This window comes from Candidatus Psyllophila symbiotica, from assembly GCF_029910555.1.
GTDB lineage: Bacteria > Pseudomonadota > Gammaproteobacteria > Enterobacterales > Enterobacteriaceae_A.
Genome location: NZ_CP092142.1, coordinates 1 through 24,802, shown reverse-complemented (window position 1 = coordinate 24,802; position 24,802 = coordinate 1). Strand labels below are relative to the sequence as shown.

Genomic DNA, 24,802 nt, shown 5'->3' with positions numbered 1-24,802 from the left:
AATTTTAATTTATTTAAATATTTATTTTTGGAATTATATTGAATAAAGAAGAAATAAAATTTATTAAAATAAACGAAAAAATTAATCAAAGAATAGATAATTATTTAATAAATAAATTTAAAAATATATCTAAAAATGATATATATAAAATTATAAGAAAAGGTAGTATAAGAATAAATAAAAAACGTGTTAATTTTTCTTATAGATTAAAATTAAATGATATAATACGTATAAAAGAAAAAAAAAATATTAAAAAAACATTATTTTATTTAAATAATTTAGAAAAAAATATAATATATGAAGATAATTATATTTTAGTAATTAAAAAACCATCTGGTATATCTGTTCATGGTGGAAGTGGAATAAAATGTGGTTTAATTGAAAGTATAAGAATTTTAAGAGGTGAAAAAAATTTTATAGAACTTGTACATAGATTAGACAAAGAAACTTCTGGAATTTTATTATTAGCTAAATCTAAAAAATCTTTAATTTTTTTAAATAAAGAATTAAAGTCTAAAAATATTAAAAAAGTATATTTAGCATTAGTTCATGGAAAATGGAATAAAAAAATTAAAAATATTAAATTAAATATTAAAAAAACATTAACTATAAATAATAAAATAATATCAACAATTAATAATTATGGTAAATTTTCTATTTCTTTTTTTGAATTTATTAAAAATTATAATTTTAATTCTTTAATTAAAATTTACCCAATTACTGGTAGAACACACCAAATTAGGTTACATTTATTATATATTAATAATCCTATTATATTTGATAAAATATATGGTATTAAAAAATTAGATAATAAAATTTTGAATTCCAAATTAAATAGACTTTTTCTTCATTCTATAAATATTTGTTTTAAACATCCTTATATTAAAAAAAAAATTAAAGTATTTTCTAATATTGATTATGATTTGTGTTATTATTTAAAAAAAAATAAATAAATAAAAAAAAAAAAATTTAAATTTTATGTATATAATTTAATTAATGAATTAAATTAAATTAAATTAATATTTAATATTTTATTTTTAAAATTTATAAAGGAAATTAAGATGGCTGTTCCAAAACATAAAATATCACGTTCTAAAAGAGGAAAAAGAAGATCACACAAAAAAATAAATTATAAAATTTTATCTACTGATATAATAACAGGTGAATTACATATTAGACATCATATTACATATAAAAAATTTTATAAAGGTAAAAAAATTTTATAATAAATTTAATAATATATTATATTTTAAATTAATAAATTATTTTAAAAGGAAATAAAAATGACATTAGTTACTTGTAAAGCACCTGATTTTACAGCATCTGCTGTTTTAAGTAATGGTAAAATTATCAAAAATTTCAATTTTAAAAATTATATTAATAATAAATATATTTTATTATTTTTCTGGCCTATGGATTTTACTTTTGTTTGCCCTTCTGAATTAATAGCATTTAATAAACGTTTTTATGAATTTCAAAAAAGAAATGTTGAATTAATCGGAGTATCTTTTGATTCTGAATATGTACATAAAGCTTGGAGAAATACTCCAATTAATAAAGGAGGAATAAGTAAAGTTAAATATATTATGATAGCTGATGTAAAGAGAGAAATTCAAAAATCATATGGTATTGAACATCCAGAATTTGGTTTTGCCTTAAGAGCATCATTTTTAATTGATAAAAATAGAATTATAAGAACTCAAATTGTTAACGATTTACCTATAGGTAGAAATGTAGATGAAATTATAAGAACTATTGATGCTTTACAATTTCATGAAAAATATGGAGATGTTTGTCCAGCACAATGGATAAAAGGTAAACCTAGTATTGTACCTTCTACTAATGGAGTTATTAAATATTTAAATGAACATTTAGATAAATTATAATTATAAATGTAGGACTTTAATAGTCCTATATATTTTAAATTATTAAATAACAATTCAATTAAATTTTTAAATTCGAAATTTATAATATTTATATTATATTTAAATATATTTTAAATTTTCGCGGGAGTAGTTTAGTGGTAGAATGCAACCTTGCCAAGGTTGAGGTCACGGGTTCGATCCCCGTCTCTCGCTATTTAAATTTAATTTAAATTATTATTAAAATATTATATTAATTAATATATTATAAATATAATCAAATATAAAATTTATAAAATACATATTAAATTATAATAATATTTTTAATTTAAATATTATTTTATAAAATTAATAAATTATATATTTTTATTTTTAATATTATTTATAATATTTATCATTTCTAAAGCATTAAGTGCCGCATCTATACCTTTGTTACCTGATTTACAACCAGATCTATTTATAGCTTGTTCAATATTATTAGTTGTTAATATTCCTAAAATAATTGGTATTTCAGTTTTTAATATTATATTGCTAATATTTGAAATAATTGAATTTGAAATATATTCAAAATGTTTAGTCTCTCCTTTAATAATTGTTCCTAAAGTTATAATTGCTTTATATTTTTTTGAATTAGCTAATAATTGAGTAATTAAAGGTATTTCATAAGCCCCTGGAACCCAAACAATAGTAATATTATTATCAGAAATTTTACCTATTCTTTTTAAAATATCTATAGAACCTTTTAACAAAGATTTATTTATAAATTCGTTAAAACGAGATATTACAATTGCAATAGTACTATTAGAAGTATTAAATGTACTATTAATAATTTTCATATATTTTTATACCTATTTATTATTTAAATTAATAAATTTAAAAATTTTTTTTTAATATTATTTTTAAATCATTATTTATTTTTTTAATATTTTTGAAAATAAAATCATTTTTATTTAATATTTTTTTAAAATTAGGTAAATTAAATAAACCTAAGCTTTTATTTCCTAAAATTTTAGGAGAAATATATAAAATTAATTCATCAATTAATTTTAATTTTAATAATAAACCTGATAATTTAGAACCTGCTTCTACTAAAATATTATTTATTTTTATTTTTCCTAAATATGACATTAAAAATTTTAAATTTATTTTTTTTTTTTTTTTAAAAATTATTTGATGTACATTATTTGGCCATTTTTTTTTATCTTTTTTAAACCGTATTAACAAAACTTCTCTTTTTTCTTTAATTATTTTGTGTTTAGGTTTTATTTTATTTTTACTATCTATTATAATAATTAATGGTTGTCTTAAATTTTTAAATGGATATAAATTATTAAATAATTTATTTATATATTTTAAATGTATTTTAAACGATGGATTATCAAATAATATTGTATTACTAGTACTAAGTATAGCAGAGCATTGACTTCTTAATTTTTGAACATTAATCCTTGAATCAATAGATGTTATCCATTTACTTACACCAGATAATAAAGCAGTTCTGCCATCCAATGAAATACCGTATTTTAATTTAATATACGGTAAACCAGTTATCATTCTTTTAAAAAACCCTATATTATTTTTATTTTTAAAATTTATTGATATATAAGAAACTTGTAATCCAGCGTTTTTTAAAATTTTAAAACTATTACCTAAAATTTTAGGGTTAGGGTCTTTTACAGCAATTACAACACGTTTTATACCTGAATAAATTATAGCTTTAACACATGGTGGTGTTAATCCATAATAAATACAAGGTTCAAGTGTTACATAAATTGTTGAATTTATAACTTTTTTAATTGTATCTCTTAATGCATTAATTTCAGCATGCGGACCACCTGAAAACATATGAATACCTTCGCCAATTATTTTGTTTTTTTTAACAATTATACATCCAACACTTGGGTTTGGCATGCTAGAAAAATTTCCTAAATATGATAATTGAAAAGCACGATTTATATATAATTTATCAATTTTAAGTTGAATTTTGTTTAATTTAATATTTTTGTTCATATTATAAATTATTTTTATTTAAAATTAAACGGAACGGACGGGATTTGAACCCGCGACCTTCTACGTGACAAGCAGATATTCTAACCAGCTGAACTACCGCTCCATTATGTTAATTTTATATTTTAAATAATAAAAATCAATATATATATTATCTAATATTGATAATCTATTAAAATTTAATACTTATTTTATTTTATATATTAATTTTATAAATTTAATACTAATTTATTTAATATTTTAATTGTTAATAAAATGATTTATTCTAAATATTTTGATATTATTATTATTGGAGGAGGACATGCTGGTATTGAAGCTTCAATGGCTTCTGCTCGTATGGGTTGTAAAATTTTATTAATAACACATGATATAAATACTTTAGGAGAATTATCATGTAATCCATCTATTGGTGGTATTGGTAAAAGTCATTTAGTTAAAGAAATTGATGCTCTCGGGGGTTTAATGGCAAAAACTGCAGATCTCTCTGGTATTCAATTTAAAATATTAAATTCAAGTAAAGGATATGCAGTACGTTCTACTCGCGCTCAAATAGATAGAATTTTATATAAAAAATCAATTTTTAATGCATTAAATAATGAAAGTAATATTAAAATTTTTCAAAGTTCAGTTAAAAAAATAATTATTAAAAATAAATATGTTGTTGGTGTTATTACAAAAATGAATTTAAAATTTTATTCTAAATCAGTTATTATATGTACAGGTACTTTTTTAAATGGTAAAATGTATATTGGTTTAAATAATTACAAAGGTGGACGTATTGGTAATTTTTCTTCAAATCCCTTATCATTATTTTTAAATGAATTACCTGTAAAAATTAAACGTTTAAAAACTGGAACGCCACCTCGTATTAATTATAATACTATTAATTTTAAAATTCTTAAAAAACAATACGGTGATATTCCTGTACCTAAATTTTCTTTTTTAGATAATATTAAATATTTACCTAAACAAATTAATTGTTATATTACTTATACTAATAAAAAAACTCATGATATAATTAGAAAATATATTAAATATAGTCCATCTTATAATGGAATTATAAATGGTTCTGGTCCTCGTTATTGCCCTTCAATAGAAGATAAAGTTATGAGATTTAATAAAAAAATATCTCATCAAATTTTTTTAGAACCTGAAGGAATTTTGAGTACAGAATTTTATCCTAATGGAATATCAACGAATTTACCTTTTAATATTCAATTAAAAATTCTACGTACAATAAAAGGCTTAGAAAAATCAGTAATTACTAAACCAGGCTATGCTGTAGAATATGATTTTTTAGATCCTAAAGATTTAAAAAAAACATTAGAAAGTAAATATATTAATGGATTATTTTTTGCTGGTCAAATAAATGGGACAACTGGTTATGAAGAAGCTGCTGCTCAAGGTTTAATAGCTGGTATAAATTCTGGTTTATATATATTTGGTAAAAATAAATTTATTTTAAAAAGAAATGAAGCTTATATTGGTGTTTTAATTGATGATTTAATTAATTTAGGCACAAATGAACCTTATAGAATTTTTACTTCAAGAGCTGAATATCGTTTACAATTACAAGAGGATAATGCTGATTTACGTTTAACCCCTAAAGGTAGAGAAATTGGTTTAATTAATGATATTAGATGGAAAATTTTTTGTAAAAAAATTAATATTATAGAAAAAGAAAAAAAAAGATTACAATATATATACATAAATATTAATAAAATAAATAATAAATTAAAATATTTTAAAAAAAATGGCTATAATTTATTACGTATTCCTAAAATAACATATAATAAATTAACTTCTATCAAAAAATTTTCACCTTCTTTTTTATATAAACAAATTTATAAACAAATTGAAATATATATAAAATATGAAGGATATATTATTCAACAAAAAAAATATATTAAAAATCAAAAAAAAAAAAACGAAACTTTTTTACCTTTAAAATTTAATTATAATAAAATTAAAAATTTATCAAATGAAGTAATTTTAAAATTAAATAGATATCAACCTAAAACTATAAAAGAAGCAATTAATATTTCAGGTATAACACCAGTTGCAATTTCTATTATATTAATTTGGCTTAAAAAATTTAATTTTAATTAACTTATTTTTAAAACTATATATTTATTTAAAATATTTTTATAATTATTTGACAAATAAAATTATTATTATAGAATTATATTATAGTTAAATTAATATATTATTTTATAAGTATATATTAATTTAATAAAAATTTACTATATTTTTATATTTAATTGTAGGAGTAATTTATGAAAATTAGACCTTTGTATGATCGTATTATAGTTAAACGCAAAGAATTAGAAATGAAATCTGCTGGTGGTATTGTTCTTACTAGTTCAACAATAGGTAAATCAACAAGAGGTGAAGTATTAGCTGTAGGTAAAGGAAAAATTTTGAGTAATGGTATAATTAGACCATTAGATGTTAAAATAGGTGATATTATTATATTTAATGATGGATATAATATAAAATCTGAAAAAATAAATAACGAAGAAGTATTGATTATGTCTGAAAATGATATTTTAGCAGTTATTGAAAATTAAAATAAATTTAAATTATATAAAATATTAAGGAGTTTTTATGTCAGCTAAAGAAATAAAATTTGGAAATGATGCTCGTTTAAAAATGCAAAATGGGGTAAATTTATTAGCAGATGCTGTTAAAGTAACATTGGGACCTAAAGGTCGTAATGTAATATTAGATAAACTTTTTGGGGCTCCTTCTATTACTAAAGATGGTGTATCTGTAGCTAAAGAAATTGAATTAAAAGATAAATTTGAAAATATGGGTGCTCAGATGGTAAAAGAAGTTGCTTCAAAAGCAAATGATGCAGCAGGTGATGGTACAACAACTGCAACAGTAATAGCACAATCTATTATAAATGAAGGTTTAAAAGCTGTTGCAGCAGGTATGAATCCTATGGATTTAAAAAGAGGTATTGATAAAGCTGTTTCATTTGCTGTTGATGCGTTAAAAGAATTATCTGTGTCTTGTTCTGATTTTAAATCAATAGCTCAAGTAGGTACTATATCTGCAAATTCAGATGAAAAAGTAGGTAAACTTATAGCAGAAGCAATGGAAAGAGTAGGTAAAGAAGGTGTAATAACAGTTGAAGAAGGTACAGGATTAAAAGATGAATTAGATGTAGTGGAAGGTATGCAATTTGATAGAGGTTATCTTTCTCCTTATTTTATTAATAAACAAGAAAATGGTTCTGTAGAATTAAGTAATCCATTTATATTATTAGTTGATAAAAAAATATCAAATATTCGTGAAATTTTACCTATTTTAGAAGCTGTTGCTAAATCTGGAAAATCTTTATTAATTATTGCTGAAGACATTGAAGGTGAAGCTTTAGCGACTTTAGTAGTAAATACAATACGTGGTATTGTTAAAGTTGCTGCAGTAAAAGCCCCTGGTTTTGGTGATCGTCGTAAAGCTATGTTACAAGATATAGCAATTTTAACAGCTGGTACATTAATTTCTGAAGAAATTGGTATGGATTTAGAAAAAACAAAATTACAAGATTTAGGTCAAGCTAAAAGAATTATTATTAATAAAGATAATACTATAATAATTGATGGAATTGGTGATAAAATTTTGATTAAAAAACGTATTTCTCAAATAAGGAAACAAATTAAAGAATCTTCTTCAGATTATGATAAAGAAAAATTACAAGAAAGTGTAGCTAAATTAGCTGGTGGTGTTGCAGTTATTAAAGTTGGAGCAGCAACTGAAGTTGAAATGAAAGAAAAAAAAGCTAGAGTTGAAGATGCTTTAAATGCTACTAGAGCTGCAGTTGAAGAAGGCGTTGTTGCTGGTGGAGGAGTTGCATTAATAAGAGCAGCTAATAAAATAATTAATTTAAAAGGTGATAATGAAGATCAAAATGTTGGAATTAAAGTTGCGATACGTGCTATGGAATCTCCTTTAAGACAAATTGTAATAAATGCTGGTGAAGAAGCGTCTGTTATTGCTAATAATGTTAAAATAGGTAAAGGAAATTATGGATATAATGCTTCTTCTGAAAAATATGGAGATCTTATAAATATGGGAATATTAGATCCCACTAAAGTAACAAGATCGGCTTTACAATATGCTTCATCAATTGCTGGTTTAATGATAACAACAGAATGCATGATCACTGAATTACCTAAAGAAGATAAATTAAATTTAAATTCTCATACAGGTATGAATAATAATTTAAGTAATATGATGTAAATAATTTTTTGATTATAATTAAAATTAAAATTAAAATTATTTAAACCCTGGGTAATATCAGGGTTTAAATAATTTTAATTATATTATTTATATTATTTATATTATTTAATTATTTTAAATTTTATTTTTTATAATTAAATTATGTTTTTATATTTTATTAATTACTATATTGTCTTACCAGATAAATAAATATTTAAATTTAATTTATTATTTAAATAATTAATAAATAAACAAATTTATAGAAATAAATAATTAGTATTAATGAAAATAATATATATATTATTTTTAATTTTAGTAATAATATATAAATAAACTAAATATTATATAGTAAAAATTAAATAAAGAATATATTTTATTAAATAAACTAATATATTTTTGTTTTTATTAAATAATTATTTTACAACAATAAATTTATTTTTTTTATTTTATTAAATTTTTCATAATTTAAAATTATTTATTTATAAATTTTAAAAAATTAAATTTTAAAATTAATTGTTTATTTTTATTTATTATTAAAATTAATTTTATAAATAAAATTTTTAATTTAATTGATTATTAATTTATTATTTATATTTTTATAATAAAATTATTTTAAAGTCTTTTATTTATTTTTTTTATTTTTATAATTTGTTTAAATTATTTATTATTTTAAATTTTTATTTTTTTTTGATATATAACATATTTACTAATAATTTTTTATAAATTTAATTTTAATAAATAAAGTTATTATATAATTATTTAAATAAATTAAATTATTATATTTATTAAGTATTGTTTTTATTTTATTAATAAATTATATAAATTTATCTATAGTTAATATATATTTATAAAATAAAACATATTTAATTAAATTTTATTTAATTTTAAAATATTATTATTAATATAATTAAAATAAATTATTAAATTACTTATTTATTATAATTATTATATTAATTACTTTTATATTTTAAATTATAAATTTTATTGTTAAAATTTTATTTATATTTTAAAATAAAATTTCATTTACTTAAGAATTAAAATATATATACATTTATTTGTATTATATAAAATATCAATAAAATCCAAATTATTTGTATGAAATATATAATTTTAAAGTATTAATAGTTTTTTTGAATAATTTAAAATTAATTCTAAATTAGTTATTTAAATTTTTAAAAAACTAAATTTTGATATTATTTTACTTTTGATTATAAATATCTTTATTATTTTTTGATAATTTATATAATTAAAACATATTATTAATTTTATAAAATTAGATGTACTAATATATTATTTTTAAATTATTAGTTTAGTCAATGAATTTAATTTTCATATTTAATAATTTATGTATTATTTTTAATTTTTTAAAATACTACATACTAAAAATATTTAATAATTATTTATTTTAGTTATTTTATCGATTGTATTTTTATTAATTTTTAATATTTTAACTATTAGTATTTTAATTGCATTTTTATTAAATTATATTTTAATATCTTGGTTTTATTTTTAATGTTTTGATTTTTATGAAATTATAATTATTTATTTGATAAATATTATAAAAATATATTTTAAAAAATTATTACTAATAAAATTACTATTTAAATTATTATTTAAATTTTTAGTTATTTTTAATAAAAATACTTTTATTTTAATATATTTAGTATATTAATTTTTAATTATTTTATATTTTATTTAATTTATTAATAGATATTTTTCTAATAAATATTATTTTAAATGTATATTTATTAAAAATTTATTTGATTTTAAAAATTAATTTTTTAATATTTATAAATTTCTATAATTATTAATTTTTCAATATTTTTAAAACTATAAAATTAAAATTTATTAAATAATATATAAATCATTTTAAATGTATTTAAAAAATTTAAATTTATTTTAATATTTTTTATTTTTGGAATAAAAATATTAATATAATCATATTTTAAAAGTAATTATGTCAAAATTAAAAATGTTGTATATATTTTATGATTTTTAAATTATGTTTTAAAATATTTATAATAATATTTATTTAAATTTTTATTTTTAATTGTAATAAATAAATTAAATATAATCTAAATTTTAATAATTTTAATATTTTGTTAATTTATTAAATATTAAATTTATTGAAAATTTATATATTATTTTAATAAAAGTGTTTTTTAATATATTTTAAATTTATTATTATTTTAATAAAATTTAATAAATTTTTATTATTTGAAATTTTAGAATAATTTTAAATAATATTAATTGTATTTATAAAAATTTATTAAATTTTATAATTTAATTTTGTTACATTTTTATAAATATTTAAGTAAATTTTATTATTTTTTCTATTATTAAAGAATTTTAAATTTAAATTTAAATTTTTTATAATTTGATAAAATTTTTTTAAAACTATAATATAAATTTAAAATAATATATTTTAATTAGTTTATTTTATTTTTTAATAAATATTTATATAAATTTATTTTTTCCAAAATTTTATATATTTAAATTAAAATTATAATTATTATATTTTTTTTATTTTTACAATTTTTAATTTTTAATATTAATTAATTTTATATTTATTTTTATTTTAATAATTTATTATATATTTTTAAATAAATAACATTTATTTATAAATATTTTATTTATATTTAAATATTTTTATTATTTAAATATTAATATTTATAAATTAATAAATATCTTTTTTAATTTATTTCAAAAAATTTATTATTTTTTTAAAATATATAAATTGTTCTATTAATAAAATTTTTATATTAATATTTTTAATATTTTTAATTTTATATTGTAATTTATTTAATTTTTTAATAAAAAAAAATAAATTATCTAAATTAATTATATTAGATAACTTAATAATTATTTTTTCTTGATCTTTATTTATAATATAATATTTACAATTATATTTTAATTTTATTATATCGGTTATTAATGTATATATCCAATATATATATAATTCTAAATTGTCTAATTCTAATATTTCAAATAAAAATAATTCATTTTTATTAATTAATTCATTATATATTAAATTGTATAAATTTTTTCTTAATTGCCATATATTTGAAGATAACATTTTATTTGCTGATAATGGCGCATAATTATTTAAATATAAAGCAGTTTTTATTTCATTAATATTATTATTATTATTATTTTTTTGTTTTAACCATTTTAAACTAATTTTTTCTTTAGGTGGATTTAAATTTAAATTAAAACAAATTTTTTTTAAATTTAAAATTAAATTAGTAAGTTTATTGCATTTTATTATAAAAAATATTTTTTTTTTATTTGTTTTTAATAATTTTATTAATTTATAAATTGCTAATTTAGTAAATAACTCGATTTTCGGTAAATATATAATTTTAAAACTATTTTCTTGTGATTTTATTGAAATATAATTAAATAATTCATTTATATAATTAATATCAATATTTTTTTTATTATTTTTAATAATATAATAATCTGGATGATTACCAGTTTTAAATAAATTACAATCATTGCATAATCCACAATTATTAAGTTTTTTTTTTTTACAAATTAACCATGCACTTACATTTTTTAATAAAACATTAGTACCATTTCCTTTTAAACTATATATAAAAATTGATTTATTTATTACATTATTTTTATAATACATAATTATTTTTTTATAAATTGAATTATGCCATGGATATATTTTTTTTTTAAGCATATTTTATTAATTTGAAATAATTAATTTTATTTAATATATTTTATAAAAATATATTTAAAAATTTAAAATAAATAATAATTAATATTTATAAAATATTTTATAAATTATTTATTTTAAAATAATTAAATTAATAAAATATATTATAGGAGGTTTTAATGGATGATATTGATAAAAAAAAAAATAAAAATATTTCAGAATTAAAAATTAGCGATACTAATAATATTGTTAATAATAATAATGATAATAATAATGATAATAATAATAATAATAATCAATGTAATATTAATGAAAATAACAATTTAAATATTAAACGTATTAATGAATTAGAATTATATATTGAAAATTCTAAAAAAAAAGAATATGATAATTTTTTACGTTATAAAGCTGAAATTGAGAATATTAAAAAAAGATCTTCAATTAATATTGAAAAAACATATAAATTTGCTTTAGAAAATTTTTCTAAAGATTTATTACCTATTATAGATAATTTAGAAAGATCTATACAATTATTAGATAAAGATAATAATAAATTAACTATAATGATCCAAGGTATTGAATTAACATTAAAATCTATAATTAATTTAATTAATAAATATGGTATTAAAATTATTAATAAAATTAATGTTCCTTTTAATCCTAATAAACATCAAATTATAAGTTCAATTAAATCAAATAAATTTAAATCTAATTTAGTTATTAATGTTATGCAAAATGGTTATATTTTGCATAATCGTTTATTAAGACCAGCTATGGTTATAGTATCTAATTAAAAATTTTTAAATATATTAAATTAATAATAAATATAAAATTTTAAAATATATATAAAATTGATAATTAATAAATTTAAAATTATAAATTATATTAAAAATGTTTAAAAATAAAACAAATATTTTAAATAATTTTAAAAAAATAGAAAAAAAAACTTATAAGACTTGGGAAAAAAAAGGATATTTTAAACCTCAAAAAAATATTTTTAAAAAAAACTTTAGTATTATTATTCCTCCTCCAAATATTACAGGTAATTTACATATAGGACATGCATTGCAACAAACAATTATAGATATTACAGCTAGATATAATAGAATGAAAGGTAAAAATGTTTTATTAAAAGTAGGTACTGATCACGCTGGAATTGCAACTCAGATTATGATATTAAAAAAAATAAAAACCAAAAAAAGTAAAAAGTTTTTAATTAAAAAAACTTGGTTATGGAAGAAAAAAATTGTAAATATTATTAACAATCAAATACGTCGTTTAGGAATATCTGTTGATTGGAGTAATGAAATATTTACTATGAATAATATTTTTAGTAATGCTGTTAAAAAAATTTTTATAAATTTATATAATAAAAAAATAATTTATAAAGGCAAAAAATTAGTTAATTGGAATAATAAATTAAATACAGTAATATCTGATTTAGAAATAAAATACAAAAAGTCTAAAAGTTATTTATGGTATTTTAAATATCCTTTACAAAATAATTTTAAAACTTTAAATGGTTATCCATATATAGTTGTATCAACTACTAGACCTGAAACAATTTTAGGTGATACTGGAATAGGTGTAAATCCATTAGATAAAAGATATAAAAATTTAATAGGTAAAAAAGCTATTGTACCATTTGTTAATCGTTGTATACCTATTATATCTGATAAAATTGTCGATATTAAAAAAGGTTCTGGATGTATTAAAATAACTCCAGGTCATGATTTTAATGATTATGAAATTGCAAAAAAAAATAAATTAGACATATTAAATATTTTAAATTTTAATGGGAAAATTAAAGAAAAATTAAAAAAAATTAAAATTAAAAAAAAAAATAGTAATTATTTTAATTTTATCCCTAAAAAATTTAGAAATTTAAGTATACTTAAAGCTAGAAAATTAATAATTTTAAATTTAAAATTATTAGGATTTTTAAATAAAATTGAAAATTGTAAAATTAATGTACCATATAGTGATAGACAAGATGTTATAATTGAACCTATGTTAACAAATCAGTGGTTTTTAAAAAGTAATATTTTAGCTAATAATGCTATAACAGTAATAAAAAAAAAAAAAATTGTTTTTTTAAATAAAAAATACGAAAATATGTATTTAGGATGGATGAAAAATATTCAAGATTGGTGTATATCACGTCAATTATGGTGGGGGCATCGAATACCTGCGTGGTATGACAAAAATGGTAAAATTTACGTTGGAAATAATGAAAATGAAATACGTAAAAAAAATAAAATAAATAAGAATATTGTATTAAAACAAGATAATGATGTTTTAGATACTTGGTTTTCATCAAGCTTATGGACATTTGTTTCTTTAGGTTGGCCTAAAAAAAAAAGAGAGTTTTTATATTTTCATCCAACAAATATAATTTTTAGTGGTTATGATATTATTTTTTTTTGGATAGCAAGAATGATTATGTTAACAATGTTTTTTTTAAAAGATAACTTAAATAAACCTCAAGTTCCATTTAAATTTATTTATATAACTGGATTAATATGTGATATTGAGGGGAAAAAAATGTCAAAATCAATGTGTAATACTATTGATCCTATAGATATTATTGAAGGTATTTCTTTCAAAGAACTTTTAAAAAAAAGATTAAAAAATATTATAGATATAAAAAAAATCGATAAAATTACTGAATTTACTAAAAAACAATTTCCAAATAATATTATTCCTTATGGTTCAGATGTTTTAAGATTTTTTTTAACAAATATATCAAATACTAACAGATCTATATATTTAAATTTTAAACAATTAGAAAAAAGTCATAATTTTTATAATAAATTAGTAAATGCATATAAATTTATAATGATTTATTATAAAAAATACAATAAAAATCTTAATATTAGTAATATTTATAATAATATTAATAATTTTATTTTAATAGATCGTTGTATTCAAATTAAATTAAATATTATGATTAAAGATTTTTGTGAATCATTAAATAATTATAATTTTTATATTGCTGTAAATATTTTGTATAAATTTATTTGGTATGAATTTTGTAATTGGTATATAGAATTTTCTAAAATAATTTTAAAATACGGCAGTTTAATAGAAAAAAAAAGTAATTATTACACTTTATTTTATGTTTTTGAAAAAATATTAAAAATTGCACATCCAATAATTCCTTTTATTACTGAAAATATTTGGAAAGAAATTAAAAAAAAAATTAATAATATTAATAATATTAATGATACTATAATGTTAGAATCTTTTCCAAAATTTAATAATAATATTTATAATAAAAAAGATCTAGAAGATTTTAAATGGATTAAAAATATTATTATATCTATAAGAAATATAAAATCAAAAATGTTTATTAAAAAAAAAATAGATATATTATTTTGGAATACTAATAAAAATATTAAACGTAGAATTAATGAAAATAAAAATATTATTAAAAAAATAGCAAACCTTAAAAATATTAAAATATTATCTAAAAAACAAAAAAAACCTCATTGTTTTATTAAAATAATAGATAAAACTGAAATTTTGTTTCCTTTTAAATTTATAAATAAAATTATTGAATTAAATTATATTAAAAATGAAATTATTTTAAAAAATAACGAAATTTTAAAAATTAAATTTAAATTAAATAATAAAAAATTTTTAAATAATGCACCTGAAATAATAATTATTAAAAAATTAAATATTTTATTAAATTTAAATAAAAATAAAAATAAATTATTAAAACAATTTATTGTTTCAAAATAAATACTATTTAATATTTAATTTAATAAATTATTTATTATTATTTAACAGTTATTTATATAAACATTAATTATTTTAATTTTAATTTTAACTTTAAAGAAATTATGAAATTTATAGATGAAATAAATATTTGCGTAATTGCTGGAAAAGGCGGTGATGGTTGTATTAGTTTTAGACATGAAAAATATATTCCATATGGCGGTCCTAACGGAGGTGACGGAGGTAATGGTGGTGATGTTTACATATGTGCTGATAAAAATTTAAATACACTTATGCATTTAAATTTTAAAAAAATATTTCAAGCTGAAAATGGTAAACAAGGAAAATCAAAATTATGTACTGGTAAAAAAGGTAAAAATTTATTAATTTATGTACCTATTGGCACAATTATTAAAAATAAAATTAATAAAAAAATTATCGGTAAAATGATTACAGATAAACAAACAATTTTATTAGCTAAAGGTGGAATTAAAGGTTGGGGTAATAATCATTTTAAATCTTCAACAAATCGAACACCATATAAAAAAACAAATGGAACATTAGGTGAAAAAAAATTTATAAATTTAGAATTATTATTAATAGCTGACGTTGGTTTAATAGGATTACCTAATGTAGGTAAATCAACACTTATTAATATAATAACATCAGCAAAACCTAAAATAGATATATATCCATTCACAACAATTATTCCTCAATTAGGTGTAGTATATATTGAAAAAAAAACCTTTATAATTGTTGATATTCCAGGTATAACTAAAAATTCATCAAAGGGACATGGATTAGGTCATAAATTTTTAAAACATATAAAATATTGCAAATTATTATTATTAATTATAGATATTAAATTTCTTAATAAATTAGGTATTATTAAGGATATTAAAATTATTATAAATGAATTAAATTTGTATAATAAAGAATTACTTAAAAAATCTTGTTGGTTAATTTTTAATAAAATAGATCTTGTTGAAAATAAAAAAATCCATAGTATTATTAATAATATTATTAAAAAAATAAATTGGGAAGATAAATATTATACTATTTCATGTTTAAAAAATAAAAATATTAAATTTTTATGTAATGAAATTATAAATTTTATAATAAATAAATAATTCAAATATAATTATAAATTTATATAATAAAATAATATTATTAAATTTATAATTTTTAAATGAGTATACATTTAAAATATTATTCATTATATAATATTAATAAAAAAATTATTTTTTAATTATAGCATCTTTTATACTTAAACGTATTCTTCCTTGATTATCTATTTCAATAACTTTTACAAAAATTTCCTGTGATATTTTTAAATAATCAGAAACTTTATTAATTTTTTTATTTGCAATTTGAGAAATATGAACTAATCCTTCTTTATTATCATTAATTAATAAAAAAGCACCAAAATTAACAATACGTGTTACTTTACCTTTATAAATTTGACCTACTTCAATTTCTGCTATTATTTTATTAATTTTATTTATTGCAAAATTTATTTTTTTTGAACTATCAGAATAAATTTTAATTATACCATTGTCTTCTATTTCAATAACAGCGCCAGTTTCTTCAGTAATAGCACGTATAACAGAGCCACCTTTACCAATTATATCTTTAATTTTATTTTGTTTAATTTTAATAATATTAATTTTAGGAGCAAATTTAGAAATTTCACTTCTAGGTTTATTAATTATTTTAGACATTTTATTTAAAATATATAATCTTGCGATTTTTGCTTTATTTAAAGTTTTATTTATAATTTCTTTAGTAATACCTTTTATTTTCATATCTATTTGTAAAGAAGTTATTCCAGTATAACTACCTGAAACTTTAAAATCCATATCACCTAAATAATCTTCTTCTCCTATAATATCGGTCAAAATTATAAATTTATTTTTAATTTTTATTAATCCCATAGCAATACCGGCAATTGGTAATTTAATTGGTACACCTGCATCCATAAGTGCTAAAGAAGCACCACATACAGAAGCCATAGAAGAAGAACCATTAGATTCAGTAATTTCTGAAACAACACGTATTGTATATGGAAAAGTTTTAGTATTAGGTATTACAGGTAATATTGATTTTTTTGCTAAACGTCCATGTCCTATTTCTCTTCTTTTTGGTAACAATAATATACCTATTTCTCCTGTTGAATAAGAAGGAAAATTATAATGAAATATAAAATTGTCAATTTTATTATATTTTAATTCATCTAAAGTTTGCGCGTCTTTTGTAGTACCTAACGTTACAGTTACTAAAGCTTGTGTATCACCTCTTGTAAATAAAGCTGAGCCATGTGTACGAGGTAAAAAATTAACTCGAATATCTAAATCACGTATTTCATCATATTTTCGACCATCAATCCTTTTATTTGTATATATTATTTTTTCACGTAAAATTTGTTTTTCTATATTTTTATATATATTTTCAATTTCATTAATTTTAATTATTTCATTTTCATTAATTAATTTATTTAAAATATTTTCTTTTATTTCATTAAGTTTTAAATTACGTTCTGTTTTATTAATTATATTATATGCTTCAATTAAAAATTTTTTAGATAAATTTAATATTTTATTATTTAAATATTCATTGATTTTATTGTAATTATAAATTATTTTTTTTTTCCCAGTTATTTTAACAAATTTATTAATATTATTAATTATAATTTGTTGTTTTTTGTGACCATAAATAATTGCATTTAATAATATATCTTCATTTATTAAATTAGATTCTGATTCAACCATCAAAATTGCTTTTGCAGTACCTGAAACTATTAAATTTAAATTACTTTGTTTTAGTTGTTTAATTGTTGGATTTAATATATATTTATTATTAATATAACCTACTCTTGCTGCTCCAATTGGTTCTAAAAAGGGTATATCGGATATTGCTAAAGTTACTGAAGCACCTATAATTGCAACAATATCTGGATTAATTTGAGGATTTAATGATATAACTGTTGCTATTATTTGAATTTCATTAATAAAATTTTTAGGAAATAAAGGTCTAATTGGTCTATCAATTAAACGTGAAATTATAATTTCGCTTTCATTAGATCTTCCTTCGCGTTTAAAAAAACCACCAGGTATTTTACCTGCAGCATATAATCTTTCTTGATAATTAACTGTTAATAATAAAAAATTTTGTTCGTTTTTAATAATTTTATTTCCTACAACAGTAACTAAAACTACAGTACCATCAATATCTACAATAACAGAAGCATTAGCTTGTTTTGCTACTAAATTTGTTATGAATTTAATATGATTTTGACCATATTTAAATTCTAACGTATGAAATTTAATCAAAAAATTATTATCCTTATTAATTAATATGTTAATTAATATTTAATTTAATAAAATAAATATTATAATAATTTTTTTATAATTATTAAATAATTAAATTTTTATTTATTATTTTATATTTTTTAAAGTTATTATATTTTAAATATTTTAATAATTTTTTTTTTTGTATTATTATTTTTAACAAACCTATACGACTATGTTTATCTTTTTTATTTAATATAAAATGTTTTTTTAATTTTTCAATTTTTTTATTAAATATATTTATTTGATATTCTAAATAATTAGTATTATTTAGTTTTTTAATAATATTCATTATATATCTTAATAAATTTTAACAATATTTTTAATTTATTATTTTTTAATTAATGAAGATATATACATATTATTTTTATATGAATTATCATATAAAAAAATTAAATTAGGTATGAATTTTAAATTTAAAAATTTTCCTAATAAATAACGTATATATTTAGATTTATTTGTTAATTCTTTAATTTGTTTTTTTTCTGTTAATTTTATATTATTATTTAAAATACAATTTAATATTGTAATATAAATTTTAGCATACATAAAATTAGAAGATAATATTACATTTGTTACTGTAAATATAAATTTATTTGAATTTTTAATATTTTGTTTTAATATTATTGAGATTTTTTTATATATTTGTTGTTCAATTTTAAGAATACGTATTTTTTTAATCATAATATTATTTTAAATAATATTAAATAATTTTAATATTTATATAAATATTTAAATCATTTAATTAAAATATTTCAATTTTATCTTTAATTTTAAAATTGTTAAAATTTTTAATATAAATTCCACATTCCATACCATTATTAACTTCTTTAACATTTTTTTTAAAATATTTTAATGAATCAATTTTTCCTATATAAATAATTTTATTATTACGTATAATTTTAATTTTACTTTTATATTTAATTAATCCTTGAGTTATTAAACAACCAGCAATTAAACCTAGTTTTTCAAATTTAAATACATTTAATATATTAGCTAAACCAATTTTTTTATTATTATTTTTAAATGTTAATAAATTAATTTCTTTTTTAATATCATTTATTAATTTATATATTACAGAATAATAACGAATATCTAAATTTTCAAAATTAATCATTTTATTTACAGAATACTCTATATATACGTTAAACCCTAATATAATTGCGTTATTATTTAAAGCTAATATTGAATCATTTTCTGAAATATTACCAACACCTAAACTAATAATATTTATTTTTATTTTTTCATTAGATAATTTTAATAATTCATTACTAATTACTTCACAATAACCTAAAGCATCTGATTTTAATATAATATTTATTTTATTTAAATTACTAATATTATATTTAAATATATTTTTAATTTCATTTTTATTATTTAATTGTTTTTCAGTATTTAATATATCTTTATATATATTATCATTATTTAAAAATAAAACTTTATCTCCAATTTTTGGAATATTATTAAAACCAGTTATTTCAATAGGTATAGATGATTTTATTAATTTTTTTTTTTTTCCAAAAATATTAAATATTGATTTTATACTGTTATATTCTGAATTATATATAATAATATCGTTTTTTTTTAAAATACCTTGTTTTAATAACATTGTAACAACTAAACCATTACTTTTATCAAAATAAGATTCTATAATAATACCTTTAGATAATGCTTTTTTTTTTTCTTTCAATTCTAATATTTCTGTTTGGAGTAAAATTGCATTTATTAAATTATCAACTCCTGTTCCAATTTTAGCTGAAATATTAACAAATTGAATTTCACCGCCCCATTCTTCTGATATAATTTTATATTGAGATAATTCATTTTTAATATTATTAATATTTATATTTATATTTATTTTATCTATTTTATCGATTTTGTTTATTGCTATTATTAAAGGTATATTTAATTTTTGTGAATATTTTATTATTTCTATTGTTTGTGGCATAATCCCATCATTTGCGGCAATTACTAAAACTATAATATCACTATTTTTAATTCCTCTTTTTCTCATAGAAGTAAATGCTTCATGACCTGGTGTGTCGAAAAAAGTTATAAAGCCATATTTTGTTTTAATATTATATATACCAATATGTTGTGTAATTTTACCTAATTCCTGAGAAACTAATTTAGTTGATCTTATATAATCTAATAATGTTGTTTTACCATGATTAACATGACCCATTATTGTAATAATTGGTGATCTTTTTTTAAAAAAATTTTTAATATTTTTTTTAATAATAAAATATTTATTATATATAATTATTTTATTACTTAAAAATTTTAAAATATAATGCAAATTTTTTTTTATAATTAAATATTCATTTAACATTATTACTTTTAATTTTATTAATTTATATATTAATGTATCATATTTAAAATTTATTATATTTGATAATTTTAATAATGAAATATTCTCAAATATAATAGTATTAAATTTATGTTTTTTGAAATATATAATATTGTTATTATTATTAATATTATTAACATTTTTTTTATCACATTTATTAATTAGATATAAAAATTTTTCAATTTTATTATAATATATATTTTTTTTTTTAAATATTTCTACTTTTGTTTTAATAAACATATCATTTTTTTTTTTTTTTTGAATATTTTAAAATTTATAAATATTTTTTAAATATAATAAAATAGTTAATTAATTTTATTTATTTATATTATTACTTACGATAATATTTTCATTTTTTTCAAATAATTTGTTTTTTCTTAAATTTTTTATATTAATATTTATTATTATTAAATTTATTATAAAAAATAAAGCTATTAAAAATAATATTAATTTATTTATATTTCTTTTTTCAGAAATTTTTTTTTTTTTAAAATATATATTTTTTTTTTTACTTTTAAATATAATTAAAATATTAATAATAATAGAAATTATTATAAAAATTAATATTAAAAAATTATACATATAATTATATCCTGTAAATTTATATATAAACATTTTAATAAAATATATATTTAAAATATATTTAATTTTTAATAAATTTTATTATAAATATTTTATTAATTTATTAATTTTTTATACTAAATATATGAAAAATATATTAATGACAAATGTAGGTTTTAAAAAATTAAAAAAAAAACTTAATTATTTAATAAATATAGTAAGACCTAAAATTATAAAAGAAATTATTGAAGCAAGAGCACATGGTGATTTAAAAGAAAATTCTGAGTATCATTCAGCAAAAGAACAACAAAGTTTTATTGAAAATAAAATAAAACAATTTGAATTAAAATTATCATTCGCCAAAATAATAGATATAACTAAAATACCTAATAACGGTACAGTTTTATTTGGTTCAACAATTACTATTTTAAATTTAAATAAAAAAAAAAAAATAACATATCGTATTGTTTGTGATTATGAATCTAATATTAAAAAAAAATTAATTTCTGTTAATTCACCTATAGCTAGTAATTTAATTGGTAGCAAAATAAATGATATAGTATTTATTAAAACACCATTAAAAGAAATTAAATATAAAATTTTAAAAATAGAACATATTTAAAATTATTAATAATAAATAATAAAATATTACATTAATATTATTTTAAATATATAATATTATTTATAATTATTTATTTATGGAGTATTTAAAATGAAAAAAAAAAAAATTTCAACATCTATTTTATCGGCTGATTTTTCAAGATTGGGCGAAGATACTAAAACAGTCTTAGAATCAGGAGCTGATATGTTACATTTTGATATTATGGATAATCATTATGTTGAAAATTTAACATTTGGTCCTATAATATGCAAATCATTAAGAAATTATGGTATTACTGCTCCTATAGATGTTCATTTAATGATTAAACCAGTTGATAGAATAATTCCTGAATTTGCAAATTCTGGAGCAAATATAATATCTTTTCATCCTGAAACTTCTGAACATATAGATAAAACAATACAAATAATTAAAGATTGCGGTTGTAAAGTAGGTTTAGTTTTTAATCCCACAACTCCATTAAGTTATTTAAAATATAGTATAAATAAAATTGATATGATAGTATTAATGTCTGTTAATCCTGGTTTTGGTGGACAATTATTTATAAATAATACTTTTAATAAAATTAAAGATACTAAAAAAATAATTGATAAAAGTGGTTATAATATTGATTTATCTATTGATGGTGGTATAAACATAAGTAATATTTCAAAAATTTCAAACTTAGGTGCTAATATTTTTGTAATTGGTTCAGCTATATTTAAAGAAAAAAATTATAAATTAATTATAAATCAATTAAAAAAAAAAATAATTTCTTAAATAATTAAAATAATTTTAAATTTTAATATTAAATAAAAATTTTAATTTTTTAACATTTTCATTTTTTTTGATTTTACTAATTAATAATAAATATTTTTCTTTATATATTTTATTTTTAAAATTGATATAATTATTATTAATATTATATTTTGTAAATTTAATTTTAATTAAATTTTTAAATGTATCTTTTATTTCATCATTTAAATTTTTTTTATAATTTAAAAGTTTTTTATCATTAATATATTTAAAACTTAAAACTATAAATTTTATTTTTATTTTAGTTTTAATTAAAATATTATCTATTTTTTTTTTATAATTATTATAAATATTATTGTAATATTTATTATTAAAATAATTATTTATTATGTTATTAAATAACATTGTTTTAATATTAAAATCAATTATATTAATTAATAAATTTTTTTTATTAAAAGATTTAATATTAATAGATAATTTTTTCATTTTATTATTGTTTAAAATACAATTAATTTTATATAAAATATTTCTACATGTAATTTTAATAATATTATTTATATAAAAATTTTTTTTTTTATAATTTAAAAACAATATTTTTTTTCGTTTTGAAATATTTTTTTTAATAATTAATAATGCACGAAGTAAAGTAATTTCAATACCTATTTTTTTATTAGGTGAATATAATAATTCTTTTCGTCCATTTATAAAAATTTTATAATATTCTTGTATATCTTTTTGTGATAATATTTTAGATAATTTATATAAACGATATTTAATATTAATATATTTATCATCAATATTTTTATTATTTAATAATTTCATAATAGATAAATTATGTAATAATGTTAAAATTTCTACTAATAAATAATCCCAGTTTATATTATTTAAAGACAATTGTGAAATTATTTTCATAATTTTTTTACTATCATTATAAATAAGTAATTCTAATATATGTATAGAATATTTATTGTCAAAATATCCCAACATATTATTTACTTTATTAAATTCTATTACTCCATTTCCAATAACAATAGCTTGATCACTTAAAGTAAGTGCATCTCTCATACTTCCGTTTGCGGCGTATGATAAAATTTTTAATGAATTAAAATCAAATTTTATTTTTTCAGATTCAAGAATTTTAATTAATTGAAAATAAATTTTTTTTTTTTTAATTGATTTAAGATGAAATTTAAAACAACGTGATAAAATTGTTTTAGGTATTTTATTTATATTAGTAGTTGCTAAGAAAAATTTAATATGCTTTGGAGGTTCTTCTAAAGTTTTTAATAAAGCATTAAAGCTATTACTAGAAAGCATATGAAATTCGTCAATAATATAAATTTTAAAATTTCCTTGAATAGGCGTATAATATATATTACTTAATAAATCTCTTGTGTCTTCTACTTTAGTTTTAGAGGCAGCATCAATTTCTATAAGATCTGGAAAATTATTATTATCTATTTGTTTACAATTATTACAAAAACCACATGGTTTATATGAAATACCATTTATACAATTTAAACTTTTTGCTAATAATCTTGCAATAGTTGTTTTACCTACACCTCTTATTCCGTAAAATATATATGCATGATGTATACGTTTTAATAAAAAACTATTTATTAAAGATATTATCACATGTTCTTGTCCAATAACATCTTTAAAAAATTTAGGTCTCCATTTACGTGCAAGGACTTGATTTTTCAT

The 24,802-nt window shown here is 16.5% G+C and carries 20 protein-coding genes and 2 tRNA genes; 12 read left to right on the top strand and 10 right to left on the bottom strand.

What is annotated here, in order from left to right:
- The first annotated feature begins 38 nt into the window (after nucleotides 1-38).
- The 4 genes from MEJ61_RS00110 to MEJ61_RS00095 all read left to right on the top strand — a co-directional run bounded on the left by MEJ61_RS00110 (nucleotide 39) and on the right by MEJ61_RS00095 (nucleotide 2,078).
- Nucleotides 39-953 carry an RluA family pseudouridine synthase gene (locus MEJ61_RS00110; RefSeq protein WP_459563281.1) on the top strand — a complete coding sequence of 305 codons (915 nt, stop codon included), beginning with the start codon at nucleotides 39-41 and terminating at the stop codon, nucleotides 951-953.
- A 108-nt stretch (nucleotides 954-1,061) separates the two neighbouring features.
- Nucleotides 1,062-1,226 carry a 50S ribosomal protein L32 gene (gene rpmF / locus MEJ61_RS00105; protein WP_459563280.1) on the top strand — a complete coding sequence of 55 codons (165 nt, stop codon included), beginning with the start codon at nucleotides 1,062-1,064 and terminating at the stop codon, nucleotides 1,224-1,226.
- Nucleotides 1,227-1,283: 57 nt separating this feature from the next.
- On the top strand, nucleotides 1,284-1,886 hold the full coding sequence (locus MEJ61_RS00100) for a peroxiredoxin C (protein WP_459563279.1): 603 nt from the start codon (nucleotides 1,284-1,286) through the stop codon (nucleotides 1,884-1,886).
- Between the two features lie 120 nt (nucleotides 1,887-2,006).
- Nucleotides 2,007-2,078: transfer RNA gene (locus tag MEJ61_RS00095), tRNA-Gly, on the top strand.
- Between the two features lie 140 nt (nucleotides 2,079-2,218).
- Here MEJ61_RS00095 and ribH read toward each other — a convergent pair.
- The 3 genes from ribH to MEJ61_RS00080 form a co-directional block, all read right to left on the bottom strand.
- Nucleotides 2,219-2,698 carry a 6,7-dimethyl-8-ribityllumazine synthase gene (ribH, locus tag MEJ61_RS00090; RefSeq protein ID WP_459563278.1) on the bottom strand — a complete coding sequence of 160 codons (480 nt, stop codon included), beginning with the start codon at nucleotides 2,696-2,698 and terminating at the stop codon, nucleotides 2,219-2,221.
- Nucleotides 2,699-2,735: 37 nt separating this feature from the next.
- Nucleotides 2,736-3,872 carry a bifunctional diaminohydroxyphosphoribosylaminopyrimidine deaminase/5-amino-6-(5-phosphoribosylamino)uracil reductase RibD gene (ribD, locus tag MEJ61_RS00085; protein ID WP_459563277.1) on the bottom strand — a complete coding sequence of 379 codons (1,137 nt, stop codon included), beginning with the start codon at nucleotides 3,870-3,872 and terminating at the stop codon, nucleotides 2,736-2,738.
- Nucleotides 3,873-3,901: 29 nt separating this feature from the next.
- Nucleotides 3,902-3,975, bottom strand: a tRNA-Asp gene (locus tag MEJ61_RS00080).
- Nucleotides 3,976-4,124: 149 nt separating this feature from the next.
- Between MEJ61_RS00080 and mnmG the strand changes: the two genes are divergently transcribed.
- The 3 genes from mnmG (at nucleotide 4,125) to groL (ending at nucleotide 8,117) form a co-directional block, all read left to right on the top strand.
- A complete protein-coding gene (gene mnmG / locus MEJ61_RS00075) occupies nucleotides 4,125-5,978 on the top strand; it encodes a tRNA uridine-5-carboxymethylaminomethyl(34) synthesis enzyme MnmG (protein WP_459563415.1) in 1,854 nt (617 codons plus the stop codon).
- A gap of 167 nt (nucleotides 5,979-6,145) precedes the next feature.
- Complete coding sequence (locus MEJ61_RS00070; protein ID WP_459563275.1) at nucleotides 6,146-6,439, top strand: co-chaperone GroES; 294 nt, start codon at nucleotides 6,146-6,148, stop codon at nucleotides 6,437-6,439.
- Between the two features lie 37 nt (nucleotides 6,440-6,476).
- Nucleotides 6,477-8,117 carry a chaperonin GroEL gene (gene groL / locus MEJ61_RS00065; protein ID WP_459563274.1) on the top strand — a complete coding sequence of 547 codons (1,641 nt, stop codon included), beginning with the start codon at nucleotides 6,477-6,479 and terminating at the stop codon, nucleotides 8,115-8,117.
- Nucleotides 8,118-10,794: 2,677 nt separating this feature from the next.
- On the opposite strand, the gene MEJ61_RS00060 is transcribed toward groL, so the two are convergent.
- Entirely contained in the window at nucleotides 10,795-11,787 is a 993-nt protein-coding gene (locus MEJ61_RS00060) for a DNA polymerase III subunit delta' C-terminal domain-containing protein (protein WP_459563414.1), read from the bottom strand.
- Nucleotides 11,788-11,942: 155 nt separating this feature from the next.
- On the opposite strand from MEJ61_RS00060, the gene grpE reads away from it, so the two are divergent.
- From grpE to cgtA, 3 genes are all read left to right on the top strand, one after another.
- Nucleotides 11,943-12,557: a nucleotide exchange factor GrpE gene (grpE, locus tag MEJ61_RS00055; RefSeq protein WP_459563413.1), complete on the top strand. Its 615-nt coding sequence runs from the start codon at nucleotides 11,943-11,945 to the stop codon at nucleotides 12,555-12,557.
- Nucleotides 12,558-12,654: 97 nt separating this feature from the next.
- Nucleotides 12,655-15,510 carry a valine--tRNA ligase gene (locus MEJ61_RS00050; RefSeq protein ID WP_459563412.1) on the top strand — a complete coding sequence of 952 codons (2,856 nt, stop codon included), beginning with the start codon at nucleotides 12,655-12,657 and terminating at the stop codon, nucleotides 15,508-15,510.
- Nucleotides 15,511-15,611: 101 nt separating this feature from the next.
- A complete protein-coding gene (gene cgtA, locus MEJ61_RS00045; protein WP_459563411.1) occupies nucleotides 15,612-16,616 on the top strand; it encodes an Obg family GTPase CgtA in 1,005 nt (334 codons plus the stop codon).
- 108 nt (nucleotides 16,617-16,724) lie between these two features.
- On the opposite strand, the gene pnp is transcribed toward cgtA, so the two are convergent.
- From pnp to MEJ61_RS00020, 5 genes are all read right to left on the bottom strand, one after another.
- Nucleotides 16,725-18,815 (bottom strand): polyribonucleotide nucleotidyltransferase, encoded by a 2,091-nt coding sequence (gene pnp / locus MEJ61_RS00040; RefSeq protein WP_459563410.1) that lies wholly within the window; start codon nucleotides 18,813-18,815, stop codon nucleotides 16,725-16,727.
- Between the two features lie 82 nt (nucleotides 18,816-18,897).
- A complete protein-coding gene (locus MEJ61_RS00035) occupies nucleotides 18,898-19,125 on the bottom strand; it encodes a 30S ribosomal protein S15 (protein ID WP_459563268.1) in 228 nt (75 codons plus the stop codon).
- Nucleotides 19,126-19,163: 38 nt separating this feature from the next.
- Entirely contained in the window at nucleotides 19,164-19,517 is a 354-nt protein-coding gene (rbfA, locus tag MEJ61_RS00030; protein WP_459563267.1) for a 30S ribosome-binding factor RbfA, read from the bottom strand.
- 61 nt (nucleotides 19,518-19,578) lie between these two features.
- Nucleotides 19,579-21,423, bottom strand: a complete 1,845-nt coding sequence (gene infB / locus MEJ61_RS00025) for a translation initiation factor IF-2 (RefSeq protein ID WP_459563409.1) — start codon at nucleotides 21,421-21,423, stop codon at nucleotides 19,579-19,581.
- 75 nt (nucleotides 21,424-21,498) lie between these two features.
- Nucleotides 21,499-21,765 carry a hypothetical protein gene (locus MEJ61_RS00020; RefSeq protein WP_459563408.1) on the bottom strand — a complete coding sequence of 89 codons (267 nt, stop codon included), beginning with the start codon at nucleotides 21,763-21,765 and terminating at the stop codon, nucleotides 21,499-21,501.
- 124 nt (nucleotides 21,766-21,889) lie between these two features.
- Between MEJ61_RS00020 and greA the strand changes: the two genes are divergently transcribed.
- Nucleotides 21,890-22,366: a transcription elongation factor GreA gene (gene greA, locus MEJ61_RS00015; RefSeq protein ID WP_459563265.1), complete on the top strand. Its 477-nt coding sequence runs from the start codon at nucleotides 21,890-21,892 to the stop codon at nucleotides 22,364-22,366.
- A 90-nt stretch (nucleotides 22,367-22,456) separates the two neighbouring features.
- Nucleotides 22,457-23,122, top strand: coding sequence for a ribulose-phosphate 3-epimerase (gene rpe / locus MEJ61_RS00010; RefSeq protein WP_459563264.1), 666 nt, complete (start codon nucleotides 22,457-22,459; stop codon nucleotides 23,120-23,122).
- A gap of 15 nt (nucleotides 23,123-23,137) precedes the next feature.
- On the opposite strand, the gene dnaX is transcribed toward rpe, so the two are convergent.
- Nucleotides 23,138-24,802: a DNA polymerase III subunit gamma/tau gene (gene dnaX, locus MEJ61_RS00005; RefSeq protein ID WP_459563407.1), complete on the bottom strand. Its 1,665-nt coding sequence runs from the start codon at nucleotides 24,800-24,802 to the stop codon at nucleotides 23,138-23,140.